Source organism: Jannaschia faecimaris (genome assembly GCF_900107415.1).
GTDB classification, from domain to species: Bacteria; Pseudomonadota; Alphaproteobacteria; order Rhodobacterales; family Rhodobacteraceae; genus Jannaschia; species Jannaschia faecimaris.
On the sequence record NZ_FNPX01000002.1, the window covers coordinates 1 to 14,087 of the forward strand.

The following is a 14,087-nucleotide window of genomic DNA, read 5'->3' on the forward strand; positions in this document are numbered from 1 at the left end:
GGATGTCATGTCCGAAGCCAAGGGGCGCGGCTACGACACCAAGGTCATGCGCAAGATCATCGCCCTGCGCAAACGCGAAGCCGACGACATCGCCGTCGGCAACGCGCCCCGCGACCTGCCGCCACGCGAAGGATCAGTCGCGGCGCTGGCCCGGATCGCGAAGGCCAGCGACGCATTCGCCGCCTTCTCAGACGGCTACCGCCGTGCGCTGGCCCGCAACCTCGACGCAATTGCGCAAGCGAGCACGAACGCCATGCACACCGGCCTGAAACAACATCACGTCGAAACTGACTGCGACCGCGCAGCATCACCGATCGACCGCCTGAAAGCGTGGCGCTTCCTTTGCGCCGTGAACAAGCGGCGGATGGCGAACGACCCGACGATCGGCGTCAGGATTGATCGCCCGAAGACGGACGGCCACCCACCGTGGACCGCCGCCGACGTCGCCGCATTCCGCGCGCGCTGGCCGATCAGCACCGCGCCGCGCCGGGCGATGGAACTCCTGTTCTGGACGGGCGTGCGGATCGGCGACGCCTGCGTGATCGGACCGGGACACATCCGTGACGGCGTCCTGTCATTTCGCCAGGGCAAGACCGGCGACGACGCACACGTTCCATGGACCGGCCCGCTGGCCGATCACGCCGCGCACCTGCAGGCCGACCGCGACCTGATGCACCAGGCTTTGACCCATGTACCGCGACAGATGACCTTCCTTGCCACGACGCAGGGTCGCCCGAAGTCCTCTAAGAGTCTCGGCCAGATGATCCGCACCGCCGCCCGCGAAGCCGGTGTCGAAAAGTCCGCGCACGGGCTGCGCAAGGCCCGTGCCGTCGCGCTGGCCGAAGGCGGGGCCACGACGCACCAGATCGCCGCGTGGACCGGCCATCAGTCGCTGAAAGAGGTTGAACGCTACACCCGCGCCGCGTCGCGCCGACGGGCCAATATGGGACCGGAACAAGAACGGAACACAAGCACACAGGCCGCGCCAAGTCGCACACACGCCCGCAAGTGACTGTTTATGCTTAATTTTTTTTGGATGATGGCGCGCTGGGGAGGATTCGAACCCCCGACCCCTTGATTCGTAGTCAAGTACTCTATCCAACTGAGCTACCAGCGCACTACGTGGGGCGGGATAGACCCAGCGCGACGGAGGCGCAAGGGGTATCGTGCGGAAATCTCGGAGCGCATAACACGCACTTGCGGCAAGCGAAATTTGGGAGCGTTCGGACCCATGTCTCTCGGCCATCTGCGGCGACTGACCGCTCAGACAACACCCATCTGCTGCGGCAATACAATGAGAAAAGTCGTGCCCGTCTCCCCCGTCTTTTCCAAAGTCAGGGTACCTCCATGGCCGCGAACCAGTTCCGACGCGATCGCGAGGCCCAGCCCCGTGCCACCCTTGCGCACGTTGCCCTGAAACGCTTGGAATAAGTTCTCCTGCGCCCGTGGCGGCAGGCCGGGGCCGGTATCGGTCACGCGCACTTGCCAGCAGTTGCCCGCATCGGCTGCGATCACCTCGATTTCGCCCGGTTTACCAGTGGCTTGTACCGCCTGTCGCGCGTTGCGGATCAGGTTGCCGATAATGCGGTGCATCTGTTCTGGATCGGCGCGCAGCTGGAGGCCCGCGGGAACTGAATGTCGAATCCGGACGATATCGGGGTCGACGGCCAGTTGCTCTCCTTCGCATATCTCCTCGAAAAAGACGCAGGCATCCAGAAGTTGCAGAGCGGGTGGCGCTTCATCTGCTTTTCCAAAGGCCAATGTGCCCTCGGTCAGGTTGACCGCGCGGGTCAGGGACTTCACGATCTTTGGGGCTACGCGTCGCACCGTTGGGTCGTCGACCGTCTCCATACGGTCGGCCAGCAACGTTGCGGTCGTCAAGATGTTGCGCAGGTCATGACTGATCTTTGCGACGGCGCTTCCCAGTTGTGCCAAACGCTCCTTCTGCCGCAAGGATTGCGAAAGCTGGGTCTCCAGGTCGTGCAGTGCTGTCTCCGCCTCGCGCAGTTCGCGTACATTGCTTGATGGCTCAATGATGCGGCGCGCGTCCTCGGGGGCCGAGGCGAAACTCATCATGTGGCGGGCCAACTTCTTGACCGGCATGACCATCAAGCGACGAACAGCTATGAATAAAAAGGCTGAGGTGATGACCGAGATCACCAATGACAGCCAGAGAATATTAATCCCGTAATCAATCATTGCAGCGTGCAGATCGCCGGTATCGATCGCAGCCTCGATCTGCACGCCGCCGCCACGCGCGGGTTCGGAAATGACGCGGATGATCTCGGGTTCGGGCGTCACGAAACGGGCAAGAGCATCGCGGATCAGGATTGCAGGCGATGGATCCCGCAGATCCACGGTTTGGGTCACGGGCCCCGGCAGGTCGGACGACAAGACCAACTGCCGCAACGCGTCCCGGCGCAACACCACGTTGAGCACTCCGGCATTCTCGAGCAGCTCGACCTCGACCGCCTCGTCGATCATGTCGCGCGCACCCAGAAGGGCGAGGGATGCGATCTGCGCTCGCTCCATCCGGTCAGTAAGATATTCGAGCCGGAAACGAGCGATCGACGGCACAAAAATTAGAACCTCGGCCAGCATCACAAAGACAACGGTCAAGATCAGGAAGCGGCCGGAAAGAGTCTTCAGCATTTGATGTCCGGTCGAAGGTTCATTGCGACAAGTCTAGCGCCCCGGCGGCGGCTTGGCGACCGGGGCAAAGGGTCAGGGTACGTAACGCTGGATAAGCGCGACCACCTTCTTGACCATGGGGCTGTCGAAAAGTCGGGGGACGTAATATTGTCCCGCCGCGCGCTTACTGATCTCGCCAAGTATCGGATAGGGCGCGACCATGTTCGCGACCGCCCCGATCTTGAGCTTGTTGGCGATGACCAGCGCCCAAAGCGCGATCAGTTCGCCGGCTTGGGCACCGACGATCGACGCCCCGACGGGACGTCCCTTCACGACCATCACCTTGATCAATCCATCGGTCTTGCCTTCGGTGATGGCGCGGTCGTTTTCATCATATTCGAAACGCAGCACCTCTAGGGCCGAACCGTGCTTCTTGCGGGCCTCTGCCTCGGTCAGACCGACCTGCGCAAGTTCCGGATCGGTATAGGTGGCCCAGGGGATGTGATCCGTGCGTGCCTTGGCCATCAGACCGAACAGGATTGGCCGGATTACCGTTGCCCCGTGGTAGCCCGCGACGTGGGTGAATTGCAGACCGCCCGCGACGTCGCCGATCGCATAGACCTTGCGGTTCGTCGTGCGCAGATCGGCCCCGACCTTGATCGCGCGGTCGTGCTTGACCCCGGCAGCATCCAGGCTCAACCGCTCGATGTTGGCCTTGCGCCCCACTGCCATCAGAAGGTGCGTGCCCGTATGGGTACCCTTGTCGGTCTGGACGGTAACGTCGCCCGCCTTGCCCGACACTTTTTCGGCTTTCGCCCCTTCCACGATCTCGATCCCTTCGGCCCGCAGGTTGCGCAGCACTATCGCGGCCAGCTCTGGGTCATCCTTGCCCATGGCCTTGGCCGCCTCGATCACCGTGACTTTACACCCGAGACGAACGTGGGCCTGCGCCATCTCCATCCCGATGGGGCCGCCACCAATGATGATCAGGTGATCGGGCCTCTCCATAAGATCGAAAATGGTTTCGTTCGTGTAATACGGCACGTCCGCCAGACCCGGAATGGGCGGCACGAAGGGGGACGACCCGGTCGCGATGACGATGCGCCGCGCCGTGATTCGATAGTTGCCCGCAACGACGGTATCCTTGTCGGTAAAGGCACCGAATTCACGGATAACCCGGACACCAAGACCCTCGAACCGCTCCTTGCTGTCAACCGGCGCGATGGTTTCGATGACCTTCTGTACATGCGCCTTGGCTCCGGCATAATCGATCTTTGGCTGGACGGGTGTGACGCCGAAGGCCCCGCCCGTGGTCATTGCGTGAGCGTGTTTGCCGGCAGCGATCAACGCCTTCGAAGGAATACAACCAAAGTTCAGGCAATCACCGCCCATCCTGTGGCCCTCCAGCAGGGTCACATCGGCCCCCATTTGGCTGGCACCCGCCGCAAAGCTCAACCCTCCGGACCCTGCCCCGATCACGAGAACGTCGGTCTTGATGACTTCCATGGGAAACTCCTGATGGCGTTGCATGTCTCGCGGTGCATTCGGTGGATTCATCTCAGGCCCCCGGCTTCTTGCGAAATTTCTTCACGACGACGGGCAAGAAGGCCAACGCGACCAGCGCAAGTATGGGGCCAAGAATCTGCGGCTCGAAAATGATGCCTAGGTCCGGCGTGTCTCCACGGGCAAAGACATCGCCCAATCCGGCACCAACCCAAGTATAGACTACGCCGCCCGGCAAGATGCCGAAGAACGTGGTTAGTATGAACTTACGCAAGGAAACACCAACGAACGCAGGTACCAGGTTGGCGACAAAGAATGGTACCGCCGGTACAAGGCGCATGATGAAAAGGTATGAAGTCTCATCCTCGCGAATTCCGTCCTTGATTTTTCTGACCGCGCCACCGGACGCATCCATCTTCGCGGCAAGCCTGTCACCCAGCCCATATTTTGCGGCTAGAAAGATACCGGTCGCCCCGATGGTCGCGGAGACCGCGTTGAAAAGGGCACCGGGGAACAGCCCGAACAGAAACCCGCCCGTCAGAGTGGCGATGGCGGCACCCGGCAGAGAAAATCCGACAATCACGATATAGGCCAGCATGAATGCCGTCACAGTCGCCAGGTAGTTGGCGTCCCGGAGAGCGATCAGCGCCTCGCGGTTGTCGGCGAGTGTCTGAAAAGTCAGGTAATCCCGCAGAAAGAATGCGCCAAGCGCCGCGACCGTAACGACGAAGGCGAGAGGCAGATAGCGGGCGAGTGCGCGGCGCGGCTTGTCTGACTGCTTCATCGTTCCATCGGTCATATCTAGGTCCTGTGTGTAAAGAGCCGTCAGAACCGGGCATGACGTCAAAGTCCGCAGGGCGACATCCCCGTTCACGGGCAGTTGACGGAGCGTGTGCCTCTACCGCCCATCCGGCCCGATTGTTACAATGTCATGACGGACTCCGCGCCCAGGTGCTACGGCAAGAAAGGCGTCAGAGCGGCGTTCGCCTTGTTGACACCCCGGACGCCCTCGCCTAGGTGGCGGCTTCCAGTTTACCCGGTCGTCGATTCACCAAGGATCCGGCCCAACATGATGTCGGAGAGCCTGCGATGAAACGCACCTTTCAGCCCTCGAACCTCGTACGCAAGCGGCGTCACGGTTTCCGCGCGCGCATGGCTACGAAAGCCGGCCGCAAGATCCTGAACGCCCGCCGCGCCCGCGGTCGGAAGTCCCTGTCGGCATAAGCCACTTGAGCGACGTTACGGTTTCGACGCCGGAGAGGACGAACTCTCCGGCGTCTTTGCGCATGCCACCCCTTCGGCTGCTGAAGGTCCGCGCGCAATTCCTGACGATGAACCGCGCCCTACGCGTTCCGGCCGGATCGTTCCTACTTCAGGCGCGCGATCGGGGCGACGACGATCCGATGATCGGCGTAGGGTTCACCTGTTCCAAGAAAGTCGGCAACGCCGTTGCACGCAACCGCGCCAAACGGCGCCTGCGCGAGGTCGCGCGGCTTGACTTGCCAACGCAGGGTCGGCCCGGATGGGACTATGTGCTGATCGGACGGGCTGGCGCGACCGCCGCGCGCGACTTCGCGGCAATGCGTGGTGATCTGCAACACGCATTGGACAAGGCGCACTCCGGTCGTGCGCAGCGGGGCCGCCCGTGACCCCACTTGCCCGCATTCTATCCTGGCCAGTCCATGCCTATCGCGCGGTGTTCTCGCCGCACGTGGGGCACAACTGCCGGTATCAGCCCACCTGTTCCGTCTATGCTCTTGAAGCCTTGCGCAAACATGGGGGACTTAAGGGCGGCTGGCTTGCGGCACGGCGAATCGCGCGCTGCCATCCCTGGGGCGGCTCCGGCATCGACAACGTCCCCTGAGGCCCATATTTCGCAGGCAACTCCCGGAGACTCACATGCCCGACACCCTGCACGAAGCACCCGACACGGGCGACGACATCCACGCCTTGTTCCACGGCGCGCCCAAGACGACCGAATTTCGAAAGTTACGCAAACGGCTGATCCGCGAAACCCGAGAGGCGATCGAGCGCTACGGCATGATTGACCGCGACGGGCCCCGCAGGAAATGGCTGGTTTGTCTGTCGGGCGGCAAGGACAGCTATACCCTGCTGGCCGTTCTGACCGAGCTGCAATGGCGCGGCCTGCTGCCCGTCGACCTTGTGGCGTGTAATCTGGATCAGGGGCAGCCGGGATTTCCGGCCACGGTCTTGCCAGCGTTTCTGGAGAGGATGGGCGTACCCCACCGCATCGAATATCGCGACACCTATTCCGTGGTGAAGGACAAAGTCCCCGCCGGGCGAACCTATTGCGCGCTCTGCTCCCGCCTGAGGCGCGCGAATCTCTATCGTGTCGCGCGGGAGGAAGGCTGCACCTCTGTCGTTCTGGGGCATCACCGCGACGATATCCTTGAGACGTTCTTCCTGAACCTGTTTCACGGTGGCAAGATCGCAACCATGCCGCCGAAGTTGTTGAACGACGAAGGCGACCTCACTTTGCTTCGCCCCCTGGCGCACGTGGCAGAGTCCGATTGCGAGACCTTTGCGCGCGCGATGGATTACCCGATCATTCCCTGCGATCTGTGCGGGTCTCAAGACGGCCTGCAACGACAGGTCATAAAGCGAATGCTGGACGAATGGGAAACGCGGGCACCCGGGCGGCGGGCCAAGATGTTCTCGGCCCTGATGCAGGTGCGGCCATCCCATATGCTGGACCCGGAACTGTTCGATTTCGCAGGCCTTGCGCCCGGCGCGACCGTGACGGACGTTCACGATCCGAACACTTTCAGCGACATACCAGCCCTTCGTTAGGGCTTGCTTGAGGCTTCCATTGCCAATCCTGCCCCTGAAAGGTCCTGGAGGACGCAACGGCAGATCGGGGCCAAGTCGGACGCAAGTGGAGCATTCAGCTGCCCGGATTGTTTGCGCGAGTCGACCGGATGACGGTCTTTCCCGCTCTCGCGGCAATGGCTTGGATTTTGGAGCAAGATACCTTGGCCATGGTTCCCGTCGAAATATTGCCACTGCCTATCGCACTCCACGTCCACACCAAACCCAGGGTCACGCGCGTAACAATCTGCGCTTGTCGGAGCGGATCAGCGTGTGACGCGGCTCCCCCCCCTCAGCACTTATGGAGGGCGTCCACGAAGATTTCGGTCTCGGCCCCGCCTTCGTCGCCCGAATTGCGCAGTTCGGCACCACCGTTTCAAGATCGGTCGTAGCTTTATTCATCCGATCGACCGCAATCCATGGGCAACGCAAAGCCGTTGTCGCCATCCTCGGCGTGGCTGAGCGGTGCTTTGACCGACACCCTCACCCATGCCGTAGGGACCCCGCAAGGGCAGGCCACGCTGACAGAAACCGGGGGGCCCGTTCGTGCAGAAACTCGGCATCGCCAAGGCTATACTGTTCAAAGAGGGACGTCTGGGCGACTGCGGCACTTCTCTGCGGTCAGGCAATTTCGGCGTGAAGCAACAACTACGTTCCGCCTGAGGGATCGGCCCTTAGATATTACCCGGACGCAACCGTCCCCACGCCTACACCCCGGTCATTGCGGCCTAGCCAATATCCCAAATCCCGCTTTCGCCTTGACGTTCCGGACTGCGGTCTGTTGAACGGCGCGCAACCTCCCATCCGCGCGTGACAGGTCTTTCATGGACGATCAGAATAAGAATCTCATACTTGCCACCGTGCTGAGCGCGGCGGTCCTGTTGGTCTGGTTCCTCGTTTTCCCGCCGGAGACGCAGGTGCCCGGTGACGCCGTGACGTCAGATGGCACACCTGCCGCGACCACGGCAGTCACCCCCGCGATACCGGGCGGAACAGTCGTTGCACCGGGGGCAGTCATCGCGGACCCCGCAGAGACACGCGCCAAGGCCATCGCTGGGACCGCGCGCGTCACGATCGAGACACCACGCCTCACAGGCTCGGTTTCCCTGATCGGAGGGCGCATCGACGACCTCTCTCTCAAAGGGTATCGTGAAACGCTGGATGACAATTCACCAATCGTGACGTTGCTCTCACCCGCAAATGCCCCGAACGCTTACTACGCATTGCATGGATGGGTCCCGGCGGGAGATCTGGCGAATGATGCCGTTCCTACACCGCAGACGGCATGGTCGGCACCCGATGATGCAGTCCTCACCCCGGAAACACCGTTGGTTCTGACTTGGGACAATGGAGCCGGTCTGCTTTTCACCAAGACGATTGCCGTTGACGAAGACTTCATGTTTTCGGTCAGGCAGTCGGTCGAGAACCGGACGGATAATCCTGTACGCCTGTTTCCCTTTGGCCAGATCGCGCGCCACGGCGAGCCAGACGTCGAGAATTTCTTCATCAGCCATGAAGGCGTCGTTGCTCATGCCGACGGCATCGTTGAACGTATCGAGTACGGCGACATGCCCGACCTTGACCTCAATCCGGTCGAGGCTGCACCGATGGAAAGCTATTCCATCACCGAAGAGGGCTGGATCGGGTTCGCGGACAAGTATTGGATGACGACCCTCATTCCGGACGTCACAACCCAAGCGACGACTGTCGTGAAATATGTCCCCGGCGCGGAAATCTACCAGACCGAGACACGCCTGCCCGTCGTGGAAGTGCCCGCAGGTTCCACGACCGCGTCCGATAGCAAGATCTTTGCCGGGGCAAAGGAATGGGAAGAGCTACAGCACTACCAGAATGAAGAGGGCGTGCCCGGTTTCATCGACACGATCGACTGGGGCTGGTTCTTTTTCCTGACCAAACCGATCTTCGCCGCCTTGCACTTCCTGCACGCCTTGATCGGGAACATGGGTATCGCGATCATCGTCCTGACTCTGGGGATCAAGGCGATCCTGCTGCCGCTGGCGTATAAATCCTATGTCTCGATGGCGCGGATGAAGGAATTGCAGCCAGAGATGGAAAAGCTGAAGGAGAAGGCCGGCGACGACCGCCAGAAGCTTCAGCAAGGCATGATGGAGCTTTACAAGAAGAATAAGGTTAACCCCGCTGCGGGCTGTTTGCCAATCCTGCTGCAAATTCCGATCTTCTTCAGCCTTTACAAGGTTATTTTCGTCACGATCGAGCTTCGCCACGCCGCCTTCTTCGGCCCGTTCCAAGACCTGAGCGCGCCGGATCCGACATCCCTGCTAAACCTGTTCGGCCTGCTGCCTTTCGCCGCGCCAGAGCCGGCGTCGATCCTGTCGCTGGTCTTCATCGGGATACTTCCGATCATGTTGGGCGTTTCGATGTGGCTCCAGCAAAAGCTGAACCCGGCCCCCACCGACCCCACGCAAGCGATGATCTTTGCCTGGTTGCCCTGGGTGTTCATGTTCATGCTGGGTGGGTTTGCTTCGGGCCTGGTTGTTTACTGGATCGCGAACAACACCATTACGTTTATCCAGCAGTATTCCATTATGCGCAGTCATGGATCAAAGCCCGACCTGTTCGGCAACATCAGGTCCGGTTTTAAGAAGAAGGCCGCTGTGGTCGACAACAAGAAGGACAAGTAGGTGGATCTGGCCCAGATCTGGCGACATCCAATAAAGGCGATCGGCCGTGAACCGCTTGATCGTGTTACACTTTCGCCCTGTTGTACCTTGCCGTTCGACAGGCATTGGGCCGTTACCCACGACAAGGCCAATCCGGTTGACGGCGGATGGGCCCAAAAGGCGAATTTCCTGCGAGGGGTCAGCGGGCCGGGCCTGATGGCCGTGACGGCGACGCTGGACGAGCCAGGCCGATCTGTAACACTTCACCATCCCGACCAGACGGATCTGACTGTCGCGCCCGATGATGCGCCAGAGATGTTAGTCGCCTGGTTGCGCGCGATCTGGCCGGATGATTTGCCACAACCCAAGGCCGTTGTGGCGAGCGATACTGGTTTCACCGATGTGCCGGATGCCTGGGTGTCGGTTCACAGCCTGGCCAGCCACCGCGCAGTCGAACAAAAGCTGGGGCGAGATCTTTCGATCCACCGCTGGCGCGGGAATCTTTGGATTGACGGGTTTGCACCTTGGGAAGAATTTGACTTGGTGGGACGGACGTTCCGTATCGGCGACGCGGTCCTGAAAGGGACGCAGCGCATCACCCGTTGTCGCGCGACCGAGGCGAACCCGAAGACCGGTCGCCGGGACGCGGATACGCTGGGCGTGTTGCGAACTTGGGACCATCAGGATTTCGGCATATACGCCGAAGTAATCGAGGGTGGGGAAATCGCGCCCGGAGCAAAAGTGGAAATCCTGTGAAGCTTCCATTTCCGGTCGCCGATGCACCATCCCCCGAAGCGGAGGAGTTGGGCCGCAAGCTTTTCGCAACGGGCGGGGAGTTTCTGAAGGGTGTCGTTGCGATGTCCGGCATGCCCCCAGCCGACCGATTGGAGGTCTGCTTTGCGGGCCGCTCGAACGTAGGGAAGTCATCGTTGATCAATGCGCTGACCGGGCGCAAGGCGTTGGCGCGCGCCTCAAACACTCCGGGTCGGACGCAGGAAATCAATTATTTCACGCTCGCCGAGAGCCACTATCTGGTCGACCTGCCCGGTTACGGCTTCGCCAACGCGCCGGTCGCAGTCGTGGCCAAATGGCAGGCCCTGCTCAAGGCCTACCTGTCTGGTCGGCCCAGCTTGCGACGCGCGTTCGTACTGATTGACGCGCGCCACGGGGTGAAATCCGTGGACGAGGAAATCATGACGCTGCTCGACCGCTCGGCGGTTCCGTTCCAGACCGTTCTGACCAAGGCGGACAAGGTGAAAGACGCCGAACGCGAACAGGCCCTTGACCAGACTCGCGCGGCCCTGGCCAAGCACGCCGCGGCCTTTCCGGAGTTGATCGTGACCAGCAGCGAAAAGGGCTGGGGCATTCCGACGCTACGTGCAACCATCGCCACGATGGAGTGACGGGAAGGCCCCGACGATGAGGATTCAAGACGCCATGATCACCCGCGACAACGCCGCCATCGCCCGCACCCTGAACGAGGCGCTTCCCTTCCTGACCCGGTATGACAATGCCGTCGTCGTCATCAAGCTGGGCGGTCACGCAATGGGATCCGACGAGGGTATGGCGAGTTTTGCGCGTGATGTCGTTCTGATGCGGACAGTCGGCATCAACCCCGTCATCGTTCACGGCGGCGGCCCGATGATTAACGACCTGTTGGCGCGTCTTGGCGTGAAGTCGGAGTTTGTGCGCGGCAAACGCGTGACCGATGCCGAAACGGTCAAGGTGGTCGAAATGGTGCTGGCCGGCCAAGTCAACAAGCGCATCGTGCAGGCAATCAATTCTGCCGGTGGCAAGGCCGTCGGGTTATCGGGGAAGGATACGGACATGATTGTCTGCGATCAGACCGATCCGGATCTCGGATTCGTCGGCACGCCGAAGGAAGTGAACCCCGCCCTGCTCCACAGCTTGTTCCGTGACGAAATGATCCCGGTGATCGCCCCTATCGGCACTGGCGACGGAGACGAGACGTTCAACATCAATGGTGACACCGCGGCCGGGGCGATTGCCGGCGCGTTAAAGGCCGACCGTCTGCTCCTGCTGACCGATGTGCCCGGCGTGAAGGACCGGACCGGCGACGTGGTCACCGAATTGACGACCGCCCGCGTGCGCGAGATGACGGACGATGGTACCATCGCCGGCGGCATGATCCCAAAGACGGAGACCGCTCTGGATGCGCTGGAAAAGGGCGTTCGTGCCGTCGTCATTCTTGACGGGCGTGTGCCCAACGCCGTCTTGCTGGAACTGTTCACCAGCCACGGCGCAGGTAGCATGATCCGCATCGACTGACGCGCATTGTGTGATCAGGGGCAAGCGACGCGTAAGGCCATGTCCCGCTGCTCTCAGCTTTCGACTCGTTCGCGGATGCGCCGCACCACCCACCAGACGGCCAGCACAACCGGTACGACGGCGAAGGCGGAAATCATCTCTTTCGACAGGCCGACCAGCGATCCCATCGGATAGGCCAAATAAGAAACGAGGTTGACCGCGTAATATCCGATTGCAACAACCGACAACCCCTCGACCGTCCGTTGCAGGCGCAATTGCAATGCCGCGCGACGATCCATCGACGTGAGCAGTTCGCGGTTTTGGTCGGCGCGTTCGACGTTGACGCGGGTCGACAACAGATCGCCTGCGCGCCGCGCCCGTTCGGCGAGGACACCCATGCGCTTCTCGACCGAGCGGCATGTGCGCATCGCCGGATCGAACCGGCGCATCATGAATTCCGCAAACGTCTGACGCCCGTCCATCCGTTCTTCACGCAACACTTCGACGCGTTGTTCGACCAGCGCGGTATAGGCTTCCATCGCGCCGAAGCGGAAAGCCGATCGTGCGAGCATCGTTTCAAGCTCGGACCCGATGGCAAGCAGACTACCCAGCGTCGCGTCTGAATCGCAGTCGGCGCGCCGAAGATCGCCGACCAGATCGGACAGCTGCGCGTCCATTTCACCCAAACGGGCTCCCAATTCGCGCGCCCGTGGAAGGGTCAGCATGGACATCGTCTTATAGGTCTCGATCTCGAACAGGCGTTGCACGATCCGCCCGATCCGCCGCCGCCCTGTGGCCGCTGCAGGGAACAGGGCGAAGCGCACGTGGCCGGTTGAATCGATGCGAAAGTCGCCTGCGACCGTGGCCGTGTCGTCAAGCACGCTCGATGCGGCCAGGCTTTCGGGCACAAACCACTCCGCAAGTTTGTCGGGAATGCTGTCGCTCGCCTCCTCGATGCGCAAAAGCGCGGAGGTCAGGCGCATTCCCGGTGCCTCGGCCAGCCAGTCACTCGGCAATGCCTTGAAGATTTCACCGTCGAATGGTTTGTCCGCCAAACGGTCGGAGAACAGCGTATAGGTCACGAATTCCGTGTGGCTTTCCCACTTCAGGCGATACCGTCCGATCTTTCCGAAGTAATGTGTCGCACCGGGCTTGGGGTGGTCAGCCCCAAATCGGTCGAGCAGAGCAAGCAGATGCGCGCGGTCCGCATCGCGGTCTCGATTGGCCGCGTCATCGGGGCGCTTGATCGCAAGGAATGCCGCCTCCGCCCCGGCTTGAACTGCCGGAAAGGGGCGTGCGTGGAGTTCGTTGGAAAGCTCGTATCGCAGCGGGTAGTCTTTGAGCATGAGGCCTCCGGCGGACGGTTGATGCGCGATAGGGGGCATGTCCTGTACGAGATGTAAGCCGGTGGTTGCGGTATTCCATCGCATGGCGGCTTTCGGGTCACGCGCCGCAATTGCTTCAGTAATCTCCACCCGCGATCTGGATGGCCTGCCCGTTGACGCTGCGGGCCCCGTCCGAACACAGCCAGAGGGCAGCCTCGGCAACCTCGTCCACCTCGATCAGCCGCCGGTGCGGGTTCAGTCCGACCATGATGTCGCGGGCATCGGCCTCGGTCATGCCGGTCTTTTTCACGATGCGGGTTGTATTGTCGGCCACGATATCTGTGTCGACATAACCCGGACAGAGCGCGTTGAAGGTGACACCACGGCCCAGGTAGTCAGCGGCCAACCCACGGATCAGTCCGATCATCCCATGTTTGGAGGCCGTGTAGGCCGCCGCACCTTTCAGTCCCTTCAGACCGGCGATGGAGCTGACGGCGATGACGCGGCCCCAGTCATCCATGTCAGGCAGGCATTCCCGGATCACCCGGTACGACCCATCAAGGTTCGTGGCCATGATTCGCCGCCACATCGCCTCGTCGGTCTTGGGTAAAGAAGCTCCCTCGGCGATCCCGGCGTTCGCGATGCAGATTTGCACAGGCCCCTGCGCAGCCCGGGCGACGGCCACGCCGTCGGTCACGGATGTCGGGTCGGTCACGTCCATGACAACGGGAAATGCTCCAGCGACCTCTTCCAGTGCCGCCTGCCGTCGTCCGGTTATCGAAACGATTGCGCCCTGCGCCATAAGTGTTTCGGCCATCGCGCGCCCGATACCGGTGCCGCCCCCGGTGATTAGCGCATGCCGTCCAGCCAGTTTACCCAACGTCTCTAC

At 61.6% G+C, this 14,087-nt stretch carries 14 protein-coding genes, 1 tRNA gene and 1 pseudogene; 10 read left to right on the plus strand and 6 right to left on the minus strand.

Going from position 1 to position 14,087, the window contains the following annotated elements; translation table 11 throughout:
- Together BLV27_RS19655 and BLV27_RS19660 are read left to right on the plus strand one after the other, a co-directional pair.
- Positions 1–118: pseudogene (locus tag BLV27_RS19655) on the plus strand (GapR family DNA-binding domain-containing protein); the annotation flags it as partial.
- A gap of 135 nt (positions 119–253) precedes the next feature.
- Positions 254–1,012: a tyrosine-type recombinase/integrase gene (locus BLV27_RS19660; protein ID WP_342023736.1), complete on the plus strand. Its 759-nt coding sequence runs from the start codon at positions 254–256 to the stop codon at positions 1,010–1,012.
- Positions 1,013–1,040: 28 nt separating this feature from the next.
- Here BLV27_RS19660 and BLV27_RS02780 read toward each other — a convergent pair.
- The 4 genes from BLV27_RS02780 to BLV27_RS02795 all read right to left on the minus strand — a co-directional run bounded on the left by BLV27_RS02780 (position 1,041) and on the right by BLV27_RS02795 (position 4,933).
- Positions 1,041–1,117 (minus strand) — tRNA-Arg (locus BLV27_RS02780).
- Positions 1,118–1,263: 146 nt separating this feature from the next.
- The gene (locus BLV27_RS02785; RefSeq protein WP_092642074.1) at positions 1,264–2,652 is read right to left on the minus strand and encodes a sensor histidine kinase; all 1,389 of its coding nucleotides are present in this window, start codon (positions 2,650–2,652) and stop codon (positions 1,264–1,266) included.
- Between the two features lie 72 nt (positions 2,653–2,724).
- Positions 2,725–4,137: a dihydrolipoyl dehydrogenase family protein gene (locus BLV27_RS02790; protein ID WP_092642077.1), complete on the minus strand. Its 1,413-nt coding sequence runs from the start codon at positions 4,135–4,137 to the stop codon at positions 2,725–2,727.
- Between the two features lie 52 nt (positions 4,138–4,189).
- The gene (locus BLV27_RS02795) at positions 4,190–4,933 is read right to left on the minus strand and encodes a TVP38/TMEM64 family protein (RefSeq protein ID WP_092642080.1); all 744 of its coding nucleotides are present in this window, start codon (positions 4,931–4,933) and stop codon (positions 4,190–4,192) included.
- A gap of 290 nt (positions 4,934–5,223) precedes the next feature.
- Between BLV27_RS02795 and rpmH the strand changes: the two genes are divergently transcribed.
- The 8 genes from rpmH (at position 5,224) to argB (ending at position 11,894) form a co-directional block, all read left to right on the plus strand.
- Complete coding sequence (rpmH, locus tag BLV27_RS02800; RefSeq protein ID WP_012177012.1) at positions 5,224–5,358, plus strand: 50S ribosomal protein L34; 135 nt, start codon at positions 5,224–5,226, stop codon at positions 5,356–5,358.
- A gap of 62 nt (positions 5,359–5,420) precedes the next feature.
- On the plus strand, positions 5,421–5,783 hold the full coding sequence (gene rnpA / locus BLV27_RS02805; protein ID WP_092642083.1) for a ribonuclease P protein component: 363 nt from the start codon (positions 5,421–5,423) through the stop codon (positions 5,781–5,783).
- On the plus strand, positions 5,780–5,998 hold the full coding sequence (yidD, locus tag BLV27_RS02810; protein ID WP_092642085.1) for a membrane protein insertion efficiency factor YidD: 219 nt from the start codon (positions 5,780–5,782) through the stop codon (positions 5,996–5,998). Before rnpA ends, yidD begins: the two co-directional genes overlap by 4 nt.
- A gap of 35 nt (positions 5,999–6,033) precedes the next feature.
- A complete protein-coding gene (ttcA, locus tag BLV27_RS02815) occupies positions 6,034–6,945 on the plus strand; it encodes a tRNA 2-thiocytidine(32) synthetase TtcA (RefSeq protein WP_092642088.1) in 912 nt (303 codons plus the stop codon).
- An 842-nt stretch (positions 6,946–7,787) separates the two neighbouring features.
- A complete protein-coding gene (yidC, locus tag BLV27_RS02820) occupies positions 7,788–9,626 on the plus strand; it encodes a membrane protein insertase YidC (RefSeq protein ID WP_092642091.1) in 1,839 nt (612 codons plus the stop codon).
- A complete protein-coding gene (locus BLV27_RS02825) occupies positions 9,627–10,361 on the plus strand; it encodes an MOSC domain-containing protein (protein ID WP_092642093.1) in 735 nt (244 codons plus the stop codon).
- Positions 10,358–11,008: a ribosome biogenesis GTP-binding protein YihA/YsxC gene (gene yihA, locus BLV27_RS02830; protein WP_092642096.1), complete on the plus strand. Its 651-nt coding sequence runs from the start codon at positions 10,358–10,360 to the stop codon at positions 11,006–11,008. Before BLV27_RS02825 ends, yihA begins: the two co-directional genes overlap by 4 nt.
- Positions 11,009–11,024: 16 nt before the next feature.
- Positions 11,025–11,894 (plus strand): acetylglutamate kinase, encoded by an 870-nt coding sequence (gene argB, locus BLV27_RS02835; RefSeq protein WP_092642100.1) that lies wholly within the window; start codon positions 11,025–11,027, stop codon positions 11,892–11,894.
- A 53-nt stretch (positions 11,895–11,947) separates the two neighbouring features.
- On the opposite strand, the gene BLV27_RS02840 is transcribed toward argB, so the two are convergent.
- Positions 11,948–13,258 carry a DUF3422 family protein gene (locus BLV27_RS02840; RefSeq protein WP_483094897.1) on the minus strand — a complete coding sequence of 437 codons (1,311 nt, stop codon included), beginning with the start codon at positions 13,256–13,258 and terminating at the stop codon, positions 11,948–11,950.
- A gap of 76 nt (positions 13,259–13,334) precedes the next feature.
- Complete coding sequence (locus BLV27_RS02845) at positions 13,335–14,078, minus strand: SDR family NAD(P)-dependent oxidoreductase (RefSeq protein WP_280140283.1); 744 nt, start codon at positions 14,076–14,078, stop codon at positions 13,335–13,337.
- Positions 14,079–14,087: the final 9 nt, after the last annotated feature.